Annotated in this window: 14 protein-coding genes, 9 tRNA genes, 2 rRNA genes and 1 other annotated feature; of the genes, 2 read left to right on the forward strand and 23 right to left on the reverse strand. The window is 51.6% G+C overall.

Translation table 11 applies throughout. The features are described 5' to 3' along the window. Positions 1-217: 217 nt before the first annotated feature. The 15 genes from SPTER_RS14630 to SPTER_RS14695 all read right to left on the reverse strand — a co-directional run bounded on the left by SPTER_RS14630 (position 218) and on the right by SPTER_RS14695 (position 11885). A tRNA-Leu gene (locus SPTER_RS14630) sits at positions 218-303 on the reverse strand. A 106-nt stretch (positions 304-409) separates the two neighbouring features. After that, positions 410-495, reverse strand: a tRNA-Leu gene (locus SPTER_RS14635). Between the two features lie 7 nt (positions 496-502). After that, positions 503-579: transfer RNA gene (locus SPTER_RS14640), tRNA-Ile, on the reverse strand. A 5-nt stretch (positions 580-584) separates the two neighbouring features. Beyond that, positions 585-669, reverse strand: a tRNA-Tyr gene (locus SPTER_RS14645). Positions 670-754: 85 nt separating this feature from the next. After that, positions 755-831 (reverse strand) — tRNA-Arg (locus SPTER_RS14650). An 89-nt stretch (positions 832-920) separates the two neighbouring features. Then, positions 921-997, reverse strand: a tRNA-Asp gene (locus SPTER_RS14655). Between the two features lie 110 nt (positions 998-1107). Beyond that, a tRNA-Val gene (locus SPTER_RS14660) sits at positions 1108-1183 on the reverse strand. A 236-nt stretch (positions 1184-1419) separates the two neighbouring features. Then, positions 1420-1494: transfer RNA gene (locus SPTER_RS14665), tRNA-Glu, on the reverse strand. A gap of 71 nt (positions 1495-1565) precedes the next feature. Continuing rightward, positions 1566-1656 (reverse strand) — tRNA-Ser (locus tag SPTER_RS14670). Positions 1657-2016: 360 nt separating this feature from the next. Beyond that, positions 2017-5066, reverse strand: a 23S ribosomal RNA gene (locus tag SPTER_RS14675). A gap of 517 nt (positions 5067-5583) precedes the next feature. Next, positions 5584-7321: ribosomal RNA gene (locus tag SPTER_RS14680) — 16S ribosomal RNA — on the reverse strand. The 16S and 23S rRNA genes sit together here with 9 tRNA genes alongside, the layout of an rRNA operon. A gap of 566 nt (positions 7322-7887) precedes the next feature. Next, positions 7888-9192, reverse strand: coding sequence for a phenylacetate--CoA ligase family protein (locus tag SPTER_RS14685; protein WP_144351062.1), 1305 nt, complete (start codon positions 9190-9192; stop codon positions 7888-7890). A gap of 25 nt (positions 9193-9217) precedes the next feature. After that, positions 9218-10798 carry a sodium:solute symporter family protein gene (locus SPTER_RS14690; protein WP_144351063.1) on the reverse strand — a complete coding sequence of 527 codons (1581 nt, stop codon included), beginning with the start codon at positions 10796-10798 and terminating at the stop codon, positions 9218-9220. Between the two features lie 21 nt (positions 10799-10819). After that, positions 10820-10927, reverse strand: coding sequence for a symporter small accessory protein (locus SPTER_RS25940; RefSeq protein ID WP_425474275.1), 108 nt, complete (start codon positions 10925-10927; stop codon positions 10820-10822). Between the two features lie 47 nt (positions 10928-10974). Beyond that, positions 10975-11274, reverse strand: a binding site (T-box leader). 140 nt (positions 11275-11414) lie between these two features. Then, positions 11415-11885 (reverse strand): DoxX family protein, encoded by a 471-nt coding sequence (locus SPTER_RS14695; RefSeq protein WP_144351064.1) that lies wholly within the window; start codon positions 11883-11885, stop codon positions 11415-11417. Between the two features lie 168 nt (positions 11886-12053). Between SPTER_RS14695 and SPTER_RS14700 the strand changes: the two genes are divergently transcribed. After that, positions 12054-13007, forward strand: a complete 954-nt coding sequence (locus tag SPTER_RS14700; protein ID WP_144351065.1) for an NAD(P)-dependent oxidoreductase — start codon at positions 12054-12056, stop codon at positions 13005-13007. 206 nt (positions 13008-13213) lie between these two features. After that, entirely contained in the window at positions 13214-15130 is a 1917-nt protein-coding gene (locus SPTER_RS14705; RefSeq protein WP_144351066.1) for a sigma 54-interacting transcriptional regulator, read from the forward strand. Between the two features lie 70 nt (positions 15131-15200). Here SPTER_RS14705 and SPTER_RS14710 read toward each other — a convergent pair whose 3' ends face one another. The 8 genes from SPTER_RS14710 to SPTER_RS14745 all read right to left on the reverse strand — a co-directional run bounded on the left by SPTER_RS14710 (position 15201) and on the right by SPTER_RS14745 (position 23872). After that, on the reverse strand, positions 15201-16256 hold the full coding sequence (locus SPTER_RS14710) for a 2,3-butanediol dehydrogenase (RefSeq protein WP_144351067.1): 1056 nt from the start codon (positions 16254-16256) through the stop codon (positions 15201-15203). A gap of 366 nt (positions 16257-16622) precedes the next feature. After that, positions 16623-17507 carry a radical SAM protein gene (locus SPTER_RS14715; protein WP_144351068.1) on the reverse strand — a complete coding sequence of 295 codons (885 nt, stop codon included), beginning with the start codon at positions 17505-17507 and terminating at the stop codon, positions 16623-16625. Next, complete coding sequence (locus SPTER_RS14720; RefSeq protein WP_144351069.1) at positions 17500-18573, reverse strand: radical SAM protein; 1074 nt, start codon at positions 18571-18573, stop codon at positions 17500-17502. The genes SPTER_RS14715 and SPTER_RS14720 overlap by 8 nt, the downstream gene beginning before the upstream one ends. 43 nt (positions 18574-18616) lie before the next feature. Next, a complete protein-coding gene (locus tag SPTER_RS14725) occupies positions 18617-19699 on the reverse strand; it encodes a geranylgeranyl reductase family protein (protein ID WP_170233288.1) in 1083 nt (360 codons plus the stop codon). Further along, positions 19683-20813 carry a lipoate--protein ligase gene (locus tag SPTER_RS14730; RefSeq protein WP_144351071.1) on the reverse strand — a complete coding sequence of 377 codons (1131 nt, stop codon included), beginning with the start codon at positions 20811-20813 and terminating at the stop codon, positions 19683-19685. The genes SPTER_RS14725 and SPTER_RS14730 overlap by 17 nt, the downstream gene beginning before the upstream one ends. After that, positions 20806-21216 (reverse strand): glycine cleavage system protein H, encoded by a 411-nt coding sequence (locus SPTER_RS14735; RefSeq protein WP_144351072.1) that lies wholly within the window; start codon positions 21214-21216, stop codon positions 20806-20808. The genes SPTER_RS14730 and SPTER_RS14735 overlap by 8 nt, the downstream gene beginning before the upstream one ends. Before the next feature lie 29 nt (positions 21217-21245). Then, positions 21246-22415: a (Fe-S)-binding protein gene (locus SPTER_RS14740; RefSeq protein ID WP_144351073.1), complete on the reverse strand. Its 1170-nt coding sequence runs from the start codon at positions 22413-22415 to the stop codon at positions 21246-21248. After that, positions 22412-23872, reverse strand: a complete 1461-nt coding sequence (locus SPTER_RS14745) for an FAD-binding oxidoreductase (RefSeq protein WP_144351074.1) — start codon at positions 23870-23872, stop codon at positions 22412-22414. The genes SPTER_RS14740 and SPTER_RS14745 overlap by 4 nt, the downstream gene beginning before the upstream one ends. Positions 23873-23914 lie beyond the last annotated feature (42 nt).

The following is a 23914-nucleotide window of genomic DNA, read 5'->3' on the forward strand; positions in this document are numbered from 1 at the left end:
GTGCTGCAAGCAGCACACCGCACATCTGGCATTTGTATGATGCATTTCTTTACATTGTTCAGTTTTCAGGGAACGACGCGCATGGATGCGCTAGGATCACAGACGTATCAGGGGGATACGCTTTTGATGCGTCACCTAATTAGCGACCGAAAACTATAATAGCATTTTTATTTGTCTATGTCAATAACTATTTATACATCATGCTATTGACATTTACTGGTGCGGTTGGTGAGACTTGAACTCACACGCCTTGTGAGCGCCACCCCCTCAAGATGGTGCGTCTGCCGATTCCGCCACAACCGCATGTAATTAGGTAAATAGAGGAGGTTCTTCGCTATGCTCAGAACTAAGCGACTCACACATATTCTTGCTTCGCCTCGTGGCTCGCAAGAATATGGTTCGCTGCTTATGGTGCGGTCGAGTGGATTTGAACCACCACGAGGTTGCCCCCACTAGCTCCTGAGGCTAGCGCGTCTGCCGTTCCGCCACGACCGCATGTAATTGGTGGATCTACTAGGATTTGAACCTAGGACCCGCCGGTTATGAGCCGGATGCTCTACCAAACTGAGCTATAGATCCTTAAATGGTGGAGGGAGGTGGATTCGAACCACCGAAGTCAAAGACGGCAGATTTACAGTCTGCTCCCTTTAGCCACTCGGGAATCCCTCCAGCTTATGAATATTGCTTGGAACTAAGCGACTCATTCGGGTTCTCATTTCGCCGATCAGCTCGTGAGAACCCGGTTCGCTGCTTATGGCGACCCCGGCAGGATTCGAACCTGCGACCTTTTGATTCGTAGTCAAACGCTCTATCCAGCTGAGCTACGGAGTCAATATATTAAAACTTAATGTTCTTCACTAAGCGACTCACTCAGGCTCTCATTTCATCTATTGATTCGTGAGAACCTGGTTCGCTGCTTATGGCGACCCTGAACGGATTTGAACCGTCGATCTCCGCCGTGACAGGGCGGCATGTTAGACCGCTACACCACAGGGCCAAAAAGTTGATAACAGGATTAAGGAGGTTCTTCGCTGTCGCTCAGAACTAAGCGATTCACTCAGGTTCTTACTTCACCTATTGGCTCGTAAGAACCTGGTTCTCTGCTTATGGTGGGCGATGACGGGATCGAACCGCCGACATCCTGCTTGTAAGGCAGGCGCTCTCCCGGCTGAGCTAATCGCCCATATTTTGGATTTTGGGAAAGGAGGTTCTTCGCTACCGCTCAGAACTAAGCGATTCACACCAATCAGTCTTCGCCTCACGGCTTGCCTTCTTGGGTTCTCTGCTTATCGCTGTCGCTCAGAACTAAGCGATTCGCACAGATTTCCGCGTCGCTGCGCTCCTAAAAATCTGGCTCTCTGCTTATCACACAGGTTCTCATTTCGTCTATCGACTCGTGAGAACCTGGTTCGCTGCTTATGGTGACCCGTAAGGGAATCGAACCCTTGATACCGCCGTGAAAGGGCGGTGTCTTAACCGCTTGACCAACGGGCCGGAAATATAAAGCGATTTTACTCAGGTTCTCATTTCGCCTAACGGCTCGTGAGAACCTGGTTCGCTGCTTATGGCGGAGTGGGTGGGATTTGAACCCACGCAGGCCTCACGACCTCTAACGATTTAGCAAACCGTCCTCTTCAGCCACTTGAGTACCACTCCATGTATTTACTTAATAATCATGAAGTAAATATTTTTAAATAATCAGAATCACTTAAAGATAAGCAGAGAACCATAAGCAGAGAACCAGGTTTTTAGGAGCGATAGCGACGCGGAAACCTGCGTGAATCGCTTAGTTCCAAGCGGAGCGCGGAACCTCCTAATTATCTCTTTGTTCCCTGAAAACTTCACAGAAGAAAGATTTGCGCAATAGTAATTTACTGGTTGCCAGCTCGGAGTTACAACATACATTATGGATGTTATCGCTCCGCTCTAACTAAGCGACTCACACATCTTCCCGTTTCGCTTTCGCTCGCGGCAAGCTGGTTCGCTGCTTATGTTTGCACGTCGTGCAAACGAGGTTAAGTCAAGTCCTCGGCCTATTAGTACCAGTCCGCTCCATGAATTGCTCCACTTCCACTTCTGGCCTATCTACCTTGTCTTCTTCAAGGGGCCTTACTTCTTGCGAATGACAGACCTCATCTTAAGGCTGGTTTCACGCTTAGATGCTTTCAGCGTTTATCCTTTCCGGACGTAGCTACCCAGCTCTACCCCTGGCGGGATAACTGGTACACCAGCGGTCCGTCCACTCCGGTCCTCTCGTACTAGGAGCAGTTCCCTTCAAGTCTCTTACGCCCGCGATGGATAGGGACCGAACTGTCTCACGACGTTCTGAACCCAGCTCACGTACCACTTTAATGGGCGAACAGCCCAACCCTTGGGACCTACTTCAGCCCCAGGATGTGATGAGCCGACATCGAGGTGCCAAACCTCCCCGTCGATATGGACTCTTGGGAGAGATTAGCCTGTTATCCCCAGGGTAGCTTTTATCCGTTGAGCGATGGCCCTTCCACTCGGTACCACCGGATCACTAAGCCCGACTTTCGTCCCTGCTCGACTTGTCTGTCTTGCAGTCAAGCTCCCTTCTGCCTTTACACTCTTCGCGCGATTTCCAGCCGCGCTGAGGGAACCTTTGGGCGCCTCCGTTACTCTTTCGGAGGCGACCGCCCCAGTCAAACTGCCCGCCTGACACTGTCCTCAGTTTCGTTACTCCTTGAGTTAGAACTCCAGTAAATAAAGGGTGGTATCCCAACATCGACTCCATACAGACTTGCGTCCATACTTCCCTGTCTCCCACCTATCCTGTACATCATTTACCAAAACTCAATGTCAGGTTGCAGTAAAGCTCCATGGGGTCTTTCTGTCCAGTCGCGGGTAACCTGCATCTTCACAGGTATTTCAATTTCACCGGGTCCCTCGTTGAGACAGTGCCCAAGTCGTTACACCTTTCGTGCGGGTCGGAACTTACCCGACAAGGAATTTCGCTACCTTAGGACCGTTATAGTTACGGCCGCCGTTTACCGGGGCTTCAATTCAAACCTTCGATTGCTCTAAGCTCTCCTCTTAACCTTCCGGCACCGGGCAGGTGTCAGCACCTATACGTCAGCTTTCGCTTTAGCAGGCACCTGTGTTTGTGGTAAACAGTCGCTTGGGCCTCTTTTTTGCAACTCATTCCCGCTTCGTTCGCTTCTGATCTACACGGTTTACAAGCTCCCCTTTTCCCGAAGTTACGGGGACATTTTGCCGAGTTCCTTAACGAGGGTTCTCCCGCGCACCTTAGGATTCTCTCCCCGCCTACCTGTGTCGGTTTACGGTACGGGCACCTGGTCTCTCACTAGAAGCTTTTCTTGACAGTCTGGGATCAGCAATTTCGCCATTATCTCTAACAGCTGCCCATCACTCCTCAGGTTTTAGCATCACGGATTTGCCTGTGATGCACCCTACAAGCTTAGACGCGAATTTCCATCCTCGCGCTTGCCTACCCTCCTGTGTCACTCCCTCGCTCAATCGATTCCAGGTGGTACTGGACTTTTTACCAGTTGTCCATCGCCTACGCTTTTCGCCTCGGCTTAGGGCCCGACTAACTCTGAGCGGACGATCCTTCCTCAGAAATCCTTAGGCTTTCGGTGGACAAGATTCTCACTTGTCTTTTCGCTACTCATACCGGCATTCTCACTTCTATACTCTCCAGCACTCCTTACGGTATACCTTCTTCGTGTATAGAACGCTCCCCTACCCATTCCGTTAGGAATGCCATAGCTTCGGTTCCGTACTTTAGCCCCGGACATCTTCGGCGCAGCGACACTCGACCAGTGAGCTATTACGCACTCTTTCAATGGTGGCTGCTTCTAAGCCAACATCCTGGTTGTTTTTGTATCTCCACATCCTTTGCCACTTAGTACGGCATTCGGGACCTTAGCTGATGGTCTGGGCTGTTTCCCTCTTGACCACGGGTCTTATCACTCGTAGTCTGACTCCCAGGGTTCGAGTACATCCATTCGTAGTTTGACAAGGTTCAGTAACCCATTAGGCCCCTAGCCCTATCAGTGCTCTACCGTCTGTACTTAATTTCCTGAGGCTAGCCCTAAAGCTATTTCGGGGAGAACCAGCTATCTCCGCGTTCGATTGGCATTTCACCCCTATCCACAACTCATCCCAAAGCTTTTCAACGCTCACGGGTTCGGTCCTCCACGCATTTTTACCTGCGCTTCAACCTGGCCATGGATAGATCACTGCGGTTTCGGGTCTACAATATCCAACTTTCGCCCTCTTTAGACTCGCTTTCGCTTCGGCTCCGTGTCTGCCACTTAACCTTGCTGGATACTGTAACTCGCCGGTTCATTCTTCAATAGGCACGCCGTCAGCCTCATACGGGCCTTCGACTGCTTGTAGGCATACGGTTTCAGGTTCTCTTTCACTCCCCTCCCGGGGTGCTTTTCACCTTTCCCTCACGGTACTATGCGCTATCGGTCGCCACGAGTATTTTGCCTTGGAGGGTGGTCCCCCCTGCTTCCCACAGGGTTCCTCGTGTCCCGTGGTACTCTGGATTCTGACCCTCAAACTCTGCTTTTCGCCTACAGGGTTGTTACCTTCTGCGACTCATCTTTCCAGATGATTCGGCTAAGCCTGATTTGATTGTTGTCAGTCCTCAACCCCTGTTTGGATGTTGGATGTTAGATTTTAGATGTTGGAAGTCTAAGAATATTTTACGTTCCTTTTATCCAATGTCCTATGTCTAATCTCCAACATCCAAACAGGTTTGGGCTCTTCCCCGTTCGCTCGCCGCTACTTAGGGAATCTCGCACTGTTGGCCCTTTGGGGGCCTCCAGCATTAGCAGCCTTGCGGCTGCGTCATTTGATTACTTTTCCTCCGGGTACTTAGATGTTTCAGTTCCCCGGGTGCCCCCCTAACCTAAGTTAGGTAATGGTGCATGACCACCATTGGGTTCCCCCATTCGGAGACTCATGGATCAGGGCCTGCTTGCGGCTCCCCATGACTTTTCGCAGCTTACCGCGTCCTTCTTCGGCTCTTGGCGCCTAGGCATCCACCGTATGCCCTTACTAACTTGACTTCTTGCTCCGACTGTCTATAAGCCGCCATCTGCGTTGTTGCTCCTCAACCCGATTGTTTGCGTACGCGAGTACGCGGCACGGCTCGGGTTTCCGGGGCGCCTAGCAGCTGACACCTTCTAGCCAGTCTCCGCCTCAACTTAAACTTAGCTTGTGACTAAGATTAAGTCATTTACATAAATCCTAATTGCGCTTCGTTAAGTTACTTCACATATTTGCATATGAGAGGTAATTTTACTTTTGCTTTCTTCTGTGCAGTTTTCAAGGAACATGTTTTCAGGAATATCTATGTTAGCATCGTTGCTTGTGTTTTGCAACAAGTAACTTTTACTAACACAGCCATTCCCTCAAAACCAAACAATGTAAAGGGTGTGCATCTGCCAAATGTACCGACCTTGGGAGGTAGCGCGGTTATGATGTTCCTCGCTACCACTCGGAACTAAGCGACTCACTCAGCTTCTTGCTTCGCCTCTCGGCTCGCAACAACCTGGTTCGCTGCTTATCTCTGCTTATCCCTAGAAAGGAGGTGATCCAGCCGCACCTTCCGATACGGCTACCTTGTTACGACTTCACCCCAATCATCGGCCCCACCTTAGACGGCTAGCCCCTGTCTGGATATTGGACGTTAGATGGTGGATGTTGGATTATGGTAGAATACTGCGTATTCTGTTCATCCAATGTCTAAAATCTAAAGTCTAATATCCAGACCGGTTACCCCACCGGCTTCGGGTGTGACTGACTTTCGTGGTGTGACGGGCGGTGTGTACAAGGCCCGGGAACGTATTCACCGCAGTATGCTGACCTGCGATTACTAGCGATTCCGACTTCACGGAGGCGAGTTGCAGCCTCCGATCCGAACTGAGAGCTTATTTCTGCGTTTTGCTTACCTTCGCAGGCTTGCTTCGCTTTGTTTAAGCCCATTGTAGTACGTGTGTAGCCCAGGACATTAGGGGCATGATGACTTGACGTCATCCCCGCCTTCCTCCGCATTCTCTGCGGCAGTCTCCCTTGAGTTCCCGCCTTTACGCGCTGGCAACAAAGGATAAGGGTTGCGCTCGTTGCGGGACTTAACCCAACATCTCACGACACGAGCTGACGACAGCCATGCACCACCTGTTTTTGCGTATCCGAAGATAGGGATTCATCTCTGAACCTTTCGCTCAATGTCAAGCCCTGGTAAGGTTCTTCGCGTTGCGTCGAATTAAACCACATACTCCACCGCTTGTGCGGGCCCCCGTCAATTCCTTTGAGTTTCAACCTTGCGGCCGTACTCCCCAGGCGGGGTACTTATTGCGTTAACTCCGGCACAGAAGGGGTCGATACCCTCTACACCTAGTACCCATCGTTTACGGCCAGGACTACCGGGGTATCTAATCCCGTTCGCTCCCCTGGCTTTCGCGCCTCAGTGTCAGACACAGTCCAGAAAGTCGCCTTCGCCACTGGTGTTCCTCCCAATATCTACGCATTTCACCGCTACACTGGGAATTCCACTTTCCTCTCCTGCACTCAAGCCTGGCAGTTTCCTGCGCCCATACGAAGTTGAGCTTCGCACTTAGACACACGACTTACCAGGCCACCTACACGCCCTTTACGCCCAATAATTCCGGACAACGCTTGCCACCTACGTATTACCGCGGCTGCTGGCACGTAGTTAGCCGTGGCTTCCTCCTTTGGTACCGTCATTAGTCTACATTATTCACATAGACCACGTTCGTCCCAAACGACAGAGCTTTACGACCCGAAGGCCTTCTTCACTCACGCGGCGTTGCTCCGTCAGACTTTCGTCCATTGCGGAAGATTCCCCACTGCTGCCTCCCGTAGGAGTCTGGGCCGTGTCTCAGTCCCAGTGTGGCCGTTCATCCTCTCAGACCGGCTACTGATCGTCGCCTTGGTGAGCCGTTACCTCACCAACCAGCTAATCAGACGCAGACCCATCTCTTAGCGATAGCTTCTTCAGAGTGGCCATCTTTCTTAACTCCGTTATGCAACCGAGTTACCACATTCGGTATTAGCACCACTTTCGCGGTGTTGTCCCCAGCTAAGAGGCAGGTTGTCTACGCGTTACTCACCCGTTCGCCACTAACTTCTGGATGTTGGACTTTAGACGCTGGATTTTGGATAAGCAACCAGGGGTACCCCCGTTCTCTCTTTCCAATTTCCAATATCCAAAGTCCAACATCCAAACCGTCCGTTCGACTTGCATGTGTTAGGCACGCCGCCAGCGTTCGTCCTGAGCCAGGATCAAACTCTCCAATAAAGTGCATAGTCGGTTACGACTATATATATTGAAGCCGTTTATCGGCTCAATTAAATCAAATTTGTTTTGCTTGTGCTGCAAGCAGCACACCGCACATCTGGCATTTGTGTGATGCATTTCTTTACATTGTTCAGTTTTCAGGGAACGACGTGCATGGATGCACTAGTGTCACGGGCGTATCATGGACGATACGCTTTGTCTGAAACCGTTAGTTGGTTGCGGTTTTTGTTAACCGGCAGAATAATATAATAGCATTTTCATTTATTTATGTCAACACTAATATCTTGCCAATTATTACCGCCGCCGATTAGCGACCTTTATAGATTAGCATGAACTTGTCATTATGTCAAGTTATTTTATGAGTTAACCTCTTTCTATCTACAGGCGATCAAAATAAAATACCACTACCAGTCGGCAGCGGCAGAGAAGAGATTTATTTAAATAGACAACGCACCGGATTATTGGTGTAGCATTACTAAAATATTAGAGCTTTATCACACCGGTACGCCGTCTAGTTAACTTTACAGGCTTAAATATACCACGCAAATATGACAAATATATGACAATTACTCTTTTTTGTTTCTCAAATCTATAATTCGCTTAGCTTTCCCTTCCGAACGGGCTATAGTTCTCGGCTGTACTAATTTTACAGTAGCATCAAGCGCTAGTATGACTCGCAGCTTATGTCGAATTACATCCTGCAGACCTTCTAGTTTGCGAAAGTCTTCTAATAAAGTCTCATCTGCCAGCTCAACCATAACCTCCATATCATCCAGGTAACCTTTCTTGCGAACAATGATATTATAGTGAGGGCCAATTTCCCGGATACCTACTAAAACACTCTCAATCTGCGAAGGAAAAACGTTTACCCCCCGAATTTTAAGCATATCGTCAGTACGTCCCTGTACCTTTGTCATACGTACTAGCGTCCTGCCACATTGACATGGCTCCGGGTTAAGACTGGTAATATCACGGGTCCGATACCGCAGCAACGGAAAGCCTTCCTTAGTCATGGTGGTAATAACCAACTCCCCCATTTCACCATAGGGTAACGGTGTGCCGGTCAGTGGATCAATAATCTCCGGATAAAAGTGGTCTTCATTAATGTGCAGCCCGGCCTTACACTCACATTCGCCTGATACGCCAGGACCGATCAATTCGCTCATACCATAGTTTTCGACGGCACTGATGCCCCAGATACGTTCTATAACCTGCCGCATCTCTTCGGAACAACCTTCAGCCCCAAACAAACCTAACCGGACAGTAAGCGACCGGATATCTATACCCATAGTATGGGCAGTTTCTGCAAGATAGAGGGAATACGACGGTGTACTTACCAATATTGTAGTGCCAAAATCCTGCATCATCATAATCTGCCGTTCCGTATTGCCGGTGGAAGCAGGTACGATAGTGGCGCCAAGCCGTTCCAAGCCATAATGCAGCCCGAATGCGCCGGTGAAGAGTCCATAGCCAAAAGCTACCTGCGCTACATCCTCTTCCCTCGCCCCGGCGGCGACAGCCAATCGGGTCACCATGTCGGCCCATAATTCAATATCCTGTTTGGTATAACCAACCACGGTTGGTTTGCCGGTAGTCCCGGAAGAGGCATGTAAACGGACAATTTTTTTCAGGGGTACGCTAAATAAGCCATAGGGGTAATTGTTGCGGATATCGTCTTTAGTAGTAAAGGGGAGCAAACTCACATCCTGCAAAGAGCGAATATGATTTAATCCTACTCGTTCCTTATCTAATGCCTGGCGGTAAAAAGGAACATTCTCGTAAACTCGCCGGACTACGTGGCGCAACCTGGTTAGCTGCATTTCTGCCATCTTGCTTCGTTCCAAGCACTCGGCTTCAGTGTTCCATATCATAACCTCTAACCTTCTCTCTATAAATTTATCGGCCTTCAGTCACCGTCTGCGGTACAGGCTGAGTCAATAAACTGGCGGTAACAAGCACTAAAGCACTAATCGGCAAGGTGACAACAAGCGGGTCGATATATGTCCAGGGAGCAAGCGCCAGGGTATTCACCCCGAACAGCTTGAAACATATGCCAAAAATAGTAGCTTCTTTCTCGTGCACAAATAACACCAGACAGAGGTAAATTGCTGATGCGATGACCATGCTGGCGATGGCCCCGGCCGGGGTAACTTTGGGCCAGTATAGCGCAGCCGTATACATAGGCAGAAACGCCGAGGTACACAACCCGAAAAACAAGGCCGTAGCTACGGCGATCACGCCGAACGGCAGCTTTAGTGCCAAAGCAATGGTGAGAACAAAGCCAAACAACGTACCAAGCCGGGCCAGCAGCAAAGTTTTCTTATCACTGCGTGCCTGCTTTGGATTCAAGTCGTACGAAATTGACGTGGAGATAATATGAAACTGCCCGCTTAAGGTCGACATGGCAGCCGACAACAACGTAAACAAAAATAAATATTTGAGCCATTCCGGCATCGCCTGGGTAATAAATAAGGGAATGATTTTATCGACATTCGGCACCGCCCCGCCGACTGCGGTTGCCGCCAGGGCCAGCGTGCCACCATGCTCCATAAAATACACATTAGATAATGCCCCGACAGTAAATGCCACACCGGTCATAAACAAAATGAACAAAGCTCCAATGCTTAACCCCTTATATATATCCTGTGAACTGGCTACTGTCATAAAGCGGACAGCTAACTGCGGCTGGGCCAAAACCCCAATGCCAACACCAAGAATTAAAGTAGAAATAACAAACCACCATATCTCCGATCCAAAAGCCGGCATCGCTGTCCAGCCCAGGTGCCCTTTGGCAGCAAGGCCGGCAGGAACGAGCTGTTTTAACGCTTCCAGTTTGCTATGAGCAGGAGTGACACCACCTAGCAGAGAGTAAGTCAGAACTATCAGGGCCGCCATACCGGCAAACATAATCAGCCCCTGCATAGCATCGGTATAAATAACCCCGCGCAGTCCGCCAAAAAAGACATAGGCAAGGACAATGAGGGCAAATATTGTTAATGCTAAGGTGTAACTCATATTTAGGGCCTCTTCCATATACCGGGCGCCGCCAATCATGACTGCAGCAGCATACAGCGGCATAGTCAGGCTGATCATCCCCGCAGAAAACCTTCTAATAAATAGTGAATCAAAACGGGCGCCTAAAAACTCGGGAAATGTTTTGACCTGCAGTTGGTGTGCGATTTGCCGGGTTCTGACACCAAAGAAAACAAAAGCAACAAAAACGCCTATGAATATGTTAAATGCCGTCAACCATAACAAACTCATGCCATAAACACCGGCTGCCCCGCCAAAACCAACGATTGCCGACGTAGAAATAAAAGTAGAGCCATACGCCAAAGCCATCAGTACCGGATGTACATTGCCCCCGGCAATCATATAGTCTTTGGCGGATTTGGTATGACGGTAGCCAAGATAGCCGAGCAATACCGTTATCCCCAAATATACTACAAGCATGCTATAGAGTAACTGCTTATCCATAAAATTCCCTCCCCGGACTATTTAATCTGCTTTTTTGCCTTTCCAAACTGCAAATATAATGCAAAGAGCCGTAGACCCCAGACAAGCTGCATACGCCAGGGCAATCCAGGGATCGGTAAATCCAAGCATGGGTAATCACCTCCCATAAAAAAAGTAACTCCCGCCCCTTATTTAAAATAAGGGACGGGAGTTTTATTCCCGCGATACCACCCTTGTAGAGCCGTTAGCAGATGCTAATCAACTCCTCCTCTGCAGAGTACGGGTAAAACGCACTGGTTTACCGATACCCCCTTCCTGATAACGGCGGAAGTTCCGACCATACCTACCAAATTCTAAAAACTAACTTTTAGTTTAGTGGACTCTTCAGCTGGCAACTCCGAGGTGTACTTCACGATTCAACCCCAGGCCGGGCTCACACCTGCCGCCGGCTCTCTGCGCTGCAATTGAATGCTACTTCTCCTCTTCACAGTCTTTAGGATAGTTATATTTAATTGTAATTACCAATTACGTCTTTTGTATTTTTTAAACATTTTGTTACTTTTAGTTTAATATAACAATACACATGTTTTTTGTCAAGTAAATTTTCTAAAGAATTCCATTTCACACCAGCCCCTCGCTATCTTCTGCCCATTCGGTTTTGCGGCTCGGACGATTCTTCAATTCCCAGCAGATAATCCAGACTGTATCTTCCCGGGCCGATAAAAGCCGCAGCAAAAAAGCTTAACCCGTCCTCCAATGATTGCGAGGCTTTCTGCAAGCCTTTGCCATCCATCATCTGACTTATAAACGCAACCATCATATTACTAAATAACAGAAAACAGGCCGGTCGATAAAATAAACCGACCGCAAACAGGAGACCGCCGCCAAATTCAGCGAAACTAGCCATAAACCCCCAAAAACCAGGTGCAAACTCAATGCCGAAAGTACCCACCGCTTTACCAAGACCGGCCCATTTTTCCGGACCGCCGATAATCTTGGGCCAGCCATGCCACATAAACATCCCGCCTAAGCCCAGCCGAAAAATAAGGAGAGCCAGATCCCGATAGCGGGAAAGAAACCGGGCAAATAACCGCAGAGACTGTTTCATCTCATCAAGCTCCTTTATTGCTACCAATTCATCTTATTATAAGTTTACCTCGTTTGCGGCCAAAATATATAAGTGTCTGTCCATTACCTAAAGCTGCCAATAAGTTGACAGGCTCCTGAGGCAATAATATACTAAATTTGTAAATGTTCTTAATACAGGGGGGTAACTATGAAAACAGTATTTCTTAACTTAGCTAAGCTGGACTTTGACAGCAAACTGGATTTTTCCCGGCTAACACAACAAACTACGGTGACAAAATACGCTGCCAGCAGTGACAAAGAAATTTTAGACAGGATTAAAGACCAAAACATTGTCATTACCAAAGAGTTGCCGGTAGGCAAGGATTTGATTGCTCAGTTTCCGCCGTCTGTCCGTCTCATCTGCGAAGCAGGTACCGGTTACAACAATATTGATATTGCCGCTGCCAGAGAAAAGAATATTACGGTTTGCAATATTCCCGGCTACAGTACCGAAGCCGTGGCCCAGCTGGCAATCACTTTTATTCTGAGCCTCAGTGCTTCGTTAACCCAGCAGCAGATTATGCTCAAACAAAACAATTACGACAACTTCACCAAACACCTGCTGGTACCGCATGGCGAGATTCAAAATAAAACCCTCGGTATTATTGGCGCCGGCAGTATTGGCCGGCAGGTAATAACAATTGCCCGGGCCCTCGGCATGAACGCCCTAGTCTTTAATAGAACGCCAAAAACGTGGGACGATCCGAAAATAAAGTCTGTCTCCCTTACAGAACTGCTTGCCCACAGTGATTTTATTTCCCTGCACTGCCCGCTTACCCCTGATACAAAACACCTTATCAACAAAGAAACCTTAAGCCTGGTAAAATCATCGGCGTTTATTATCAACACCTCGCGCGGGGCCCTTATCCAAGAAAGCGATTTAATTGCCGCCTTACAGGCCGGAACTATTGCCGGCGCTGCCCTGGATGTTCAGGACCCGGAACCGCCGGCACTGGATAACCCCTTATTGACAATGAACAACGTAATTCTCACCCCTCATATTGGCTGGAAACCATTGGAGGCCAGACAGCGTCTTATCAATCTGATAGCCGGCAATATCGAAGCCTTTATCCTGGAAAAACCAATAAATGTCGTAAATTAGCAGAAATGCCGGGGCCGGCCTAATTGTTTTAGGCCGGCCCCGGCTATTTTTGCTAACTAACCGCCTCTGCCCCATATAAAAAGCGCAGCGGTAATCATGTTTTCTGCAAGACAAAAAACCATTTTTACGTTACAATATATTTAGTGGTAATCATTACCATTACCATCCTTGTTGCTTTGGTCATCACTGTTAATGAGGAGGCACTGATGATAAAGATAAGTAACGTAAAATTACAAAACCTGATTAACTCAGCTTTCTTGCAGGAGTTTCAGGACAATTTCGCTTTAAGCGTAGGTGTGGCCAGCTTGATCGAAGATAACCAGGGTCAAGCGCTAACCTGTCCCAGCTGCTTTTCCACGTTTTGTAAGGAAATCATCCGCACAAGCCCGCGGGGACTACAACGGTGTCTGGCGGACGATATGCGCGGCGCCGCCCTGGCAGTGCGAACCGGCAAACCGGCAGTGTACCAATGCCATGCCGGCTTAATCGATTTTGCCGCCCCTATCCTCCTTCACGGCCAGGTACTTGGCACAATATTCGGCGGCCAGGTGTTGACCACACCGCCAACCCAGGCTGCCTGCCATAAGGCCGCAAAAGAATTAGGGGTTGATGCCGCCAAATACCTGGCGGCCATAAAAGAAATTCCGGTAGTGACTACAGAAAAAATCCATGCCGCGGCCAAGGTTTTGTTTTCAGTTGCTAACACCTTATCCCAAAACGCCTATCAAACGTTGCGGCTAAAAGAGACTACCCGGGAAATAGTTTTGTCGTATAACCGGCTGGAAAATATATTTAACACCATGTCGGACGGAGTTATAATTATTGATAATAATGGTATAGTGAAACAGGTCAACGTGATTGCGGAAGAGATCTTTGACAGACCTGGGCCTGAGCTTCTGAATAAGTCTGTGAAAGAACTGATGGGCAGTGAACCTCCGTTTATCGAGAATATCTATAAACTGCAGGCTGCTTATACCGACTTTGAAATTTTCATTGACGCCAGCTTAGGCCGGTTGCACTGTCTGTCCTCCGGCCGACCGATCGTCGATGATGAGGGGGAATTGTCAGGTGCTGTTATCCTCCTCCGCCCTATGAAAATAGTGCATAATCTGGTGAACCGCCTTAGCGGCGCCCAGGCCACCTTCCGGTTCGGCAATATTATCGGCCAGGGCCCGGCCATACGCAAAACGGTGCAACTGGCCACCCAGGCGGCGGCAGGCGTATCCAACGTACTTATCGAGGGAGAAAGCGGTACAGGCAAGGAGGTCTTTGCCCAGGCCATCCACAATCAGAGTGCCAGACGCAAAGGACCTTTTGTTGCCGTCAACTGTGGCGCCATCCCCCGGGAGCTGATGATAAGCGAGCTGTTTGGCTATACGGAGGGGGCCTTTACGGGAGCGCGGCGGGGAGGAAGGCCGGGAAAATTCGAGTTTGCTTCGGGCGGTACGATTTTTCTTGATGAAATCGGCGATACGCCGCTCGAGTTGCAGGTGGCTTTACTCAGGGTAATCCAGGAACGGAAGATTACGCGTATGGGTGACAATAAAGTTATTCCGGTTGATTTAAGGATTATCTGCGCCACCAACAAAAATCTGGCGCAGGAAGTTGAGAAAGGCAACTTTCGTCAGGACCTCTATTACCGGTTAAATGTTATCTCCCTGAAAATTCCGCCGCTGCGCGAACGCCAGGAGGATATCCCGCTGATATTCAAGTATATGCTCAATACGATGGGCCGCGAATGGGGCAAAGCCATAAAAAAGGTTGATCCGGCGGTAATTACCCTTTTACAGCAATATCACTGGCCCGGTAATATTCGCGAATTACAGAATATTGTGGAAAGAGTGATTAGTATCGCCGAAGAGGACATCATTAAGCCTGAGCATTTGCCTGAACACCTGGTAACGCCGGCCGGCTTACCGGCCTTTTATCTGACTTCACCGTCAAAGCAGGATGATATCTGCGCCCGGGAAAGGATTAAGCAAGATCTAAACGAGAAAGAGCGCCAGCAAATCGTCGACTACCTGCTCAGTGCCAGTGGCAATATCAGCCATGCTGCCAAACAAATGGGCATCGCCCGCAGTACGTTGTATCGGAAAATGCGCTACTATAATTTATCAAATTAAAGCCGCCTTATGCCCAAATAACAGGCCAGGGATGAAGTTTCTGCCAACTTACAGCCCTGGCCTGATTAGGTTAAAACGGTTTTACAATAACCTTGATATTTTGTTCTTTGCGATGTACCAGCTCTTCAAACCCCTTTTCGACAATGTCATTAAGGCTTATCTTACCGGTAATCAGCGGCTCAACGTTAATCCGGCCGTCAGCTACAAGCTGAATCGCCGGCGCAAACTCACCGTAATAAGCCAAAGAGCCCATAACCTCTCTTTCGGTAAAGGACAACGCGTTGAAATTCAGCACAGAGGCTTTTTCGAAGATGCCCACAATAACCACCTTACCGGCGGAACGGGCCAGTTCGAGGGCCACAGGGGCCGTTTTATCGCTGCCCACACACTCAAAAACTACATCGGCGCCCCCATTGGTTAGCTCCTTCACCCTGGCAATCACATCGACCTCTGTCGGGTCCAAAACAGCCGTGGCCCCGGCCTTTAAGGCATATTCCTTCCTGGCCCTGGCCACCTCTACCGTATATACCTTACTGGCCCCGGCCGCCTTGGCGCACATCAGGGTAGCAAGACCGATTGTCCCGGCCCCCATAATTACCGCTGTGTCCCCCTGAACCAGGGGCGCCCGCCGCACGGCATGCATCCCTACCGCGAGCGGCTCAATAAGGGCGGCCGCCTCATAGGACATGTCAGCGGGGATCTTGTATATAGTGTAGGCCGGTACATTTACATACTCGGCAAAAGCCCCGTCCGTCATTAGCCCGGTAAAAGCCAGTTTCTCACACAGACTATAGCGATGCTCCCGGCAGCGCGGGCATTCCCAGCACACCTGACAGGCGTCAGGCGCCACCCGGTCGCCAATTGCTACATTGGTTACACCAGGTCCAACCTCTACTACATCGCCGGAAAACTCATGCCCGAGAATGATAGGGGCCGTACTGCCGGTTAAGGCATGGGGCTTATCTACAGGGATAAAAATCGGACCGGCGAGATATTCGTGCAGGTCTGAGCCACAAATTCCACACCACTGCACCTTTACCTTGACCCAGCCGGCTGGCGGGCTGGGCGGCTCAGGGACATCCATAACCCGCACATCTTTTTGACCATACCATACTGCTGCTTTCATTCCAACTCCCCCTTATAATCAAGGATTCCATATCCTCACAGCTTCTACTTTTGCAAAAAGCGTGCCAGCAGCAGAGGATACCCGGAGCCGTAAATCGCCCTGTAATTAACTCAATATTTTTATAATTATTAACATTCGGAACATTAGTTTGTAGCGTTCTGTTCCATAATTATCCATAACTGTAGCTTCGCCGATCACCGGCGCTACAAAAAAATCCCGGCAATGAATGCCGGGATATAACCAGTTATTCTACCCACTACACGGTATTGCTTCAGCGCTATATTTTACCAGCCCCTGCAGAAGTCGTAAAAGCAGATCATTCTTTAATCTGGTTTGGTTTTCAAAATGGCCTTGATGCGCCGTTACTTATGCCAGTAGGCCGCAGCAGGTTTCCTGATAGGTCACAGTATAGCCGAGAGAATATACATAATCTACCGTTTCCCGGGCCGGATAGGCAATGGCGTCAAACCCCGCTTCCACCGCCAGCCGTTCTATCGTCCGGGCATAAAGCCCCGGCGGACGGGCACAACCTAAAGCCAGCGGGATAGCCGGCAACAGCTCCCTGGCAGTCTTAAAAATTTTGGCTACCGACTCGGCCGGCGGAGGAACGACAGCCCCCATGGGGGTGTTCCGCAGGGGATTCAACAGTACTAAGACCAAGCTTTCCGCCCCCTCGGCCGCAACCATCTTCAGCGCTTCATATTCCCCGCGAATTTCACCATAATGAAGGCCGATGACAATATGGGGCGAGGCCTTCAGACCGGCCAGCCGGGCGGCTCGCAAACTGTTCTGATAGTCTTCAGGGGTGCGCGTCAGGTGATATACCTTACGAATTGTGTCACTATCCCCGATTAAATCAAGGGCGACCCGCGTTACCGCGGCCTGAGCCAGTACCTGGGCCAGTTCATTGGTCAGCAGCCCCGGATGGACCACAACGGCCAACCCCAGGGCGGCAACTTCTTGCAGGGCCCCGGCAAAACGCTGTAACGGCACACTGCCGTCCCGGCAGGCCCCGCCGCTTATCAGCACCCCGCGGCAGCCGCGCCGGCGTAAATCAGCAGCCAGTTTCACCAACAGTTCCGGCTCGGCAGCGGCCACCATAGTATTGAGCAGTTGGCCCCGGCAGTGCTCGCAGCGGCATTGGCACGCCGAGCCGGTGATACTTATGTTAACAAAAGAGTGTGCACTATTTTGATATAAGCCATTGTCATAGTGCCGTACGCCTGGCGCATAAAAGGCAATTTTATTCATCCCATATCTGTCCTTTAATGATATCTATATCACTGCTATCCGGCGAAAAAGGATAATTACGCAAATCAGGGCCTGGCCGCTCGTTGCCATACGGCCGGTTGCACGCCACACACCCCTCCCGGTTGGGGCAGCCTGAGGTTCGGAAGGGCTCGCCCGCGGCCAGGTCATCCCCCAGCAGTTCCTGCAGCCGGCTGCCATAGCCAACGATTTTCCCGTGGCCATTAAAGGCAAAAGCGTCGATAGTACTGTGTCTGTTATTGAGCAGATAGGCCGCCAGCTGAATACGCCGGTATTGACCGTATGCCGGCGGCTTACGGCCGCCCAGCCGGCTGCCGGGTTCCGGACAGAATGAAAACAGGTGAGCCTGCGCCCCATATTGATTGGCCCTGTCTATGGCCTGTACCATTGCCTGTTCTGTTTCGCCCAGCCCGACAATCAGGTGCACGCTGACATGGCCGGAACCAAACACCTTAACAGCCTGTTCGACGGCCTCCCAGTAAGTCTCCCACCGGTGGGGTCCGCCTACCGCCGGCCCCCGCAGGCCGGCAAACAAGGCCGCGGTTGCCGCATCGACCGCAATCCCCACCCGGTCGGCCCCGGCAGCTTTAACCGCCTGAAAAAAAGCCCCCCCTGCCGGCAATATGGTCGGCGAGGCCAGGACACTAACCGGTAACGGGCTTGCGGCGCTTAACTGCCTGACAATATCGATGCAGTCGGCCGCTGCCCGGGGATGAGTAATCATCGATATACAAATCCGGCCCAGTTTTTGTACTTTGGCGGCCGCGGCCTGCGGCGGCCGCGCCAAAATACCGATAATATCCGCAAGCTCATAAACCGGCCATTTTACTCTGATGAAGGTATGTTCATCAGGCTCGGCCCACCGTTCTCTGGCTAAGCCGCAATAGCTGCAATTAGCCCGGCAGCCGTCCTGATAGGTCATTAATAAATTTAGGCTGCCCGGATAGGCGTTACGGTAGAAGCTGCCTGGCTCCAGACCCAGCGCCATAGCGCCGGCCAGGCTGGTCTGTACATAATCCGGGCTTTCCTGTCTGCCAATATTGTCCATGGACCGGAACCCCCTTAATATCAAATAGTTCTTTTTGTAAAATTCACTGTTGCCGGTAGTACTCCGGAAAAGCAATCCAGCTGGACCTTATGAGCGCACTGAATTCTTCCGGCTGATCTGTCCACCGCTGGTTACGGCTTAGCAACCGTTCACTGGCAATAGCAAACTGCGTCCCGTACTCTGCAAGCAACGTGCGTGTGTAATTCCTGGCAACCGGCTCGCTACCGTTACTGCTAACTTGCAGGAGCACTGACCTGGCCGCCAAATCACCACTGACAACAGCGTTCATAATGCCGGCACCGGTAATGGGATGCGTACAGCCGGCCGCATCACCGGCAACCAGCATATGGTCATTGGCCGGATTTTTTACCAGGCCGCCGGCCGGTATCAGGCCGCCGGTTGCCCCGGCCGGCGCCCCGGCTTGTATTCTCCCTCCGCCAATAAGCTGCCGGCAGAAATCCGCCAGGGCAGCTTTCAATTTATCTTTATAAGCGGCATGGAGGGCCACGCCGACATTGGCGGTTTTGCCTTTGGGGAAAACCCAGGCATAGCCGCCGTAATAGGCCGGGTCAAAGTAAATCTCCGCATATTCCAGTGATTTAACCAGCATTTTTTCATATTGTAAGGCAAAGCACATTGGCTGGGCTTCATTTGCCAATTTTTTGCTGACGACAGAACAGGGGCCATCGCAGCCCAGAATAAAGTCAGCCCTAAGCGCCCGGGAGTGAGCACCATTTACCAAGGTCAGTTGCTTGCCGTCAATACCACTGACACGGGTTGCGGTCATAATGGCGGCGCCGGCTGCTGCTGCCAGCCGGGCCTGATACTCAGCCCACAGCCCCCGGTTCAGCACATAACCCGGGGCCCGGAGGGTACTTGCCAGCTTACCGTTGATAAAGGTTTTAAGGCCCCGGACAGGCTGGGCTATATCGCCGGCCCGCACAGCGGTGTGGCGCGAAATAGCAAGGGGAACGAACTCTGCGCACTGGACAGGACTGCCGATGACCTGGCGCTGTTCAACCAGCACCACCTTCAGCCCCGCCTGCCCCAGACGTTTGGCCGCAATGCAGCCCGCCGGTCCCGCCCCGACCACGGCCACGTCATAGTGTTCAGCTGTTGTTTTCACAGCAAACCTCCGGCCCGGCCAGGCGAACTTCTCTGGCCTTCTCCACGGCCAGCAGGATGGCCGCCACAAAGTGTTCAGGCAAAACACCGGGTATCTCGGCCTGATTGGCAAGAAAAAAATTCGTAATCAGGTCAGCAATCCGCAGCCTGTCAATGGGCGTGTTTTTCAGGGCCGTTTCCAGATCGTTGATTACCCTGGCCGGATAAGCAAAAAAGTCACCGCTGATAAGCAGATATTTGATGACGCCGATACCTTCATCCAAGCGCATCTGAATCCTGATCAGCCCGCCGGGCGCCTTATAATTGGCCAGGCAATCAACAGTATTTACTACCCTGCCGGCGCTGCCATAAACCCAGGCCTCACTCTGAAAGTACGGCAGATATTCGCTGAGCAGGCCTGTTTCCAGTGCAGTAAGGCCGCCGCCGGTAAATTCATAACCCAGCGTTTTCTGTAAACCGGTTATAATGGCGTGCTTAATCAAACCGGCTGCCGGGACATAGCCTAGCTGCTCTTTCAGCGAGGTTACCCGCTCCCGCATGGATTTGACTGCTTTGTCGCTCAGTTTTTCCAGCGGGAACCGCAAAACCCGCAGCATTTGCTCCACATCAAAATCAACCAGCAAGCTGCATTGGAATACAAAAGAATCGGCTAACTCGGTGCCGCCGGTACCGGCTATTTTACGTCCCTGTATTTCAATATCATTGACCGGCCTATAGGCGGCCGCCAGGCCCAGTGTCCGGAGCCCCCGGGCCATCGCCTCACATAACAGGCGATACAGGCCTTCTACCTGCCGGGGAATACCAGGGGTATTTTTACCGGCATACAGTTCCCAGCCGATTTCCCGCCGGCCCCAATACAGGCTGCCGCCGCCGGTAAGCCGCCGGTTTATAGCAATGCCATGGTGCTGACAATAAGGAACATTTACTTCTAACAACGTGTTTTGAAACGCCCCCACCAGCACGCAGGGTTTGAACTGCAAAAACCGCAGGGTATTAGGAATATGGCCCTGACTGTGGGCACTGATGATTACCTTATCCAAAGCCATATGTTCAGCAGCACTGCAAGGCGCAGAATCCAGGACCCGGAAAGCGGCACTATTGTCCACACTAGGCATTTGCTTTCCTTTCCTCAGCCAGCCAACTGCGCAACCCGGCCGCCGGCATCAGCGCACCGATCTCCTCCGGCCGGGACAGCTCAATCTCCGCAAACCAGCAGGTATAAGGCGACCGGCTGATAAGCGCCGGGCTGCCAAGCACGGCTTCATTGACATTGGTTATCCTGCCGCTGGCCGGGGCGTAGACACGGCCTACCCATTTTCCCGCCTCCAGCGACCCGCAGGCCCCGCCGCCCTCCACCCCTGTGCCCACCGGTGGTAACGCCAGATATAAAATATCACCTGTGATCGCATGGCCATAAGGAGTCAGGCCGAATAAAATTTTGTTGCCCGCTTTTTTAATCCACTGGTAATGGATATCATACAATAGATCTTCCGGAAAATTCCCTGTAGCTCCATTCATCGGTCATACTCCTTTCCTACCTGACAAGACTACCCTTCGACAGCCATTAGCAGCAATTCGGCCACATCCATCACCTGTACAGGCAGTTTTTCCGTTCTGGCTGCTTTCTCCAGCATCTGTTCACACTGCTGACAGGCGGATACGACGATCGAGGCCTTGGTGGCCGCTGCTTCCCGGATACGTTTGCAGGCTATCGCCTCAGCCAGCCTCTGGTCGGCGCCCTGCAAATTACCGCCGCCGCCGCAGCAGGTGGATTCATCGGCATGAGTGGCCATTTCCCTAAACCTAACGCCGGGGATACTGTTAATGATCGCGCGCGGTGCGCCGATAATCCCGCTGTTACGCCCCAAATCACAGGGGTCGTGATAAGTAACCGTTGCCGCCAGTTCCTGGGGAACTAATTTCCCCGCCTTGATCAGCTCTGACAACATTTCGGTCGCGTGCACCAGCCGGAACCCCAGCGTCTCTCCCACAAGCTCCGGATAGACATGGCTCCACACGTGATAACAGGAGGCACAGCCGGTAACCATGGTCTTCGCGCCGAGACTCCGCACCTTATCCACATTATGCCGGGCAAACTCGGCGATCTCCGCCCCGTGTCCGGCCGCCAGCAGGGGAAAACCGCAGCACCATTCCTCCGGGCCCAGGGTTGTAAAGCTAACCTCTGCTTTGGCCAGTAATTGCACCATGGCCACCGGCACTTGCGCGGCCCGGGGGAAAAACGAGGAGACACAGCCAACAAAATAGACGATTTCAGCCCCCTGCTCCTGATCAAGGTAGTCCGGCACCTCATCAAGGTCTTCAGCCCAGTCCAGTCTGGTGGCGTTGGCGAAGGTAGAAATATTTTTCCTGCTTTTCAGATTCCCGGCCAGCGCGTTATAAGCTGCCGGCGCCTTGCCGGCTGTGACCAGCCTGGCCCGCAGGTCCTGCCACAGGCTTTGCAGGTCGATCCTGGCGGCACAGGCCCGGGTACAGGCCCCGCACAGGGTGCATTGGGTAATGCGTTTGGCATATTCCTCACTAATCTTACCTTCGCCGTTTCTGGCAAATAACTCGCGCGCCAGCGAAATTTTAGCCCGGGGCGCCGCCGACTCCCAGCCGATTTCCCGATATACCGGGCAGTCACTGCGGCAATTGCCGCACCGGCCGCAGATCAGGCATTCGTCAATCAAATTTTTATAAAAGCTGCCGCTGCTCATAGCTGGTCCCTCCCTGCCTTGCCCTTGTACAGTAATCTGGTTGCTGCCAGCAAATCCATGCTCAGGCCAAACAGTGCCGGCTGCAGCAGCAGGGGGGGCTGATAGCGTTTGCCGGGATTCATAATATTGTGGGGATCAAGCAGTTGCTTCCGCCGTTTGAGTTCGGCCAGCTCCGCCGGCGTGTGGCACCGGCGCAGATAGGGCGTGTTCCACAGGCCGATTCCGTAAGGGGTGCCGCCATGCCTGGCGCCGATGTCCTGCAGCTTTTTTACTAAAGCCAGGCCCTGCAAATAGCCAAGCGTATCCCGTTCATCGGCATTAAACATGGTCATGACCATTGCGTGTCTTGCTGATACAATATGCCCGTAGCTTTTTAGGCCCAGCCTTTTTTTGCCTTCAAAAGCCGCCACCGCAGCCAAATAGCCGGCCAGGCTCTGAATGGGCAGCCAAATCTCCGCCCCTAATAAGGACGGCCCTTCCCGTTTTAGTACTAAAGAAAAGAACCGGTGCTGCCACTCGTGCCCGGCTTCTTCCCCCAGATCACGGCCGTCCGCCTGTTGCAAACAGCGGTAATAATCCAGGCGTGCCGCCCCGGTTTCCGCTTTGGTGCCATCCCCGTCGAACGCAACCGTGTAGGCAGCAGCGGCCTGTTCGCTGGCCAGCCCCAGCCGCTGCCGGAGCGAGTTGCAGGCCGGATCGCTGAAATGCAGATTAAAGGGTTTGCTGCGTAAGGCTGCAGCCTGCTCAATAAAGCTCTGCATTTGCCCGGCATCGGCGAAGGCGGCCAAACCATGCCACTCACTTTCCGGGCAGGGGCGCACCTGCAATTCAACTTCGGTGACAATGCCCAGTGTCCCCTCCGCAGCCGCCAGCCAGGCTACCGGCGGCTGACTTGTTTTGTTTAATTCCCGGACACTGCCGTCAGGCAAAACTACCTGGGCGGAAATAACCTGTTCGATTACCGGACCGTATTTCAAACTGCCCAGCCCATAACCCATCATAGCCAGCCAGCCGCCAACAGTAGCGGACTGGGCGCTGCTCGGATAGGAACAGACCGCCAGGCCCGCCCTGTTTAACGCCCGCTCCAGGTTCCACCAGGTCAGGCCGGCCCCCACCCTGACAACGCTATTTTCTTTGTCAACAGCCACCAGGCCGTCCAGGCCGTTTATGTCGACAATTATGCCTTTACGGGTGCACACCGTGTTGAAATAGACGGTAGAGCCCCCCGCTCTGGTCGTTACCGGAATCTGTTGTTCCGCAGCCGTCTTAACGATACAGGCTACCTCCGCGGTGGTTTTGGGCCTGATAACAATATCCGGCAGGGTAGCGGCAATTGGTTTGACTAAAAAATCCGGTACAGGCGCCAGATCCCGCTCATAAAAACTGCGCTCGAATGCATCGGCAGTAGCACGGTCGCCAAAGGTTTGCTTTAAACTGTCCAGTGTTTGTGCGTCCATATCGATACTCCTTTCTGCGACAAGGTTGGCTTCAGCTGTTAA

Source organism: Sporomusa termitida, assembly GCF_007641255.1.
In the GTDB taxonomy this organism is placed as follows: Bacteria; Bacillota; Negativicutes; order Sporomusales; family Sporomusaceae; genus Sporomusa; species Sporomusa termitida.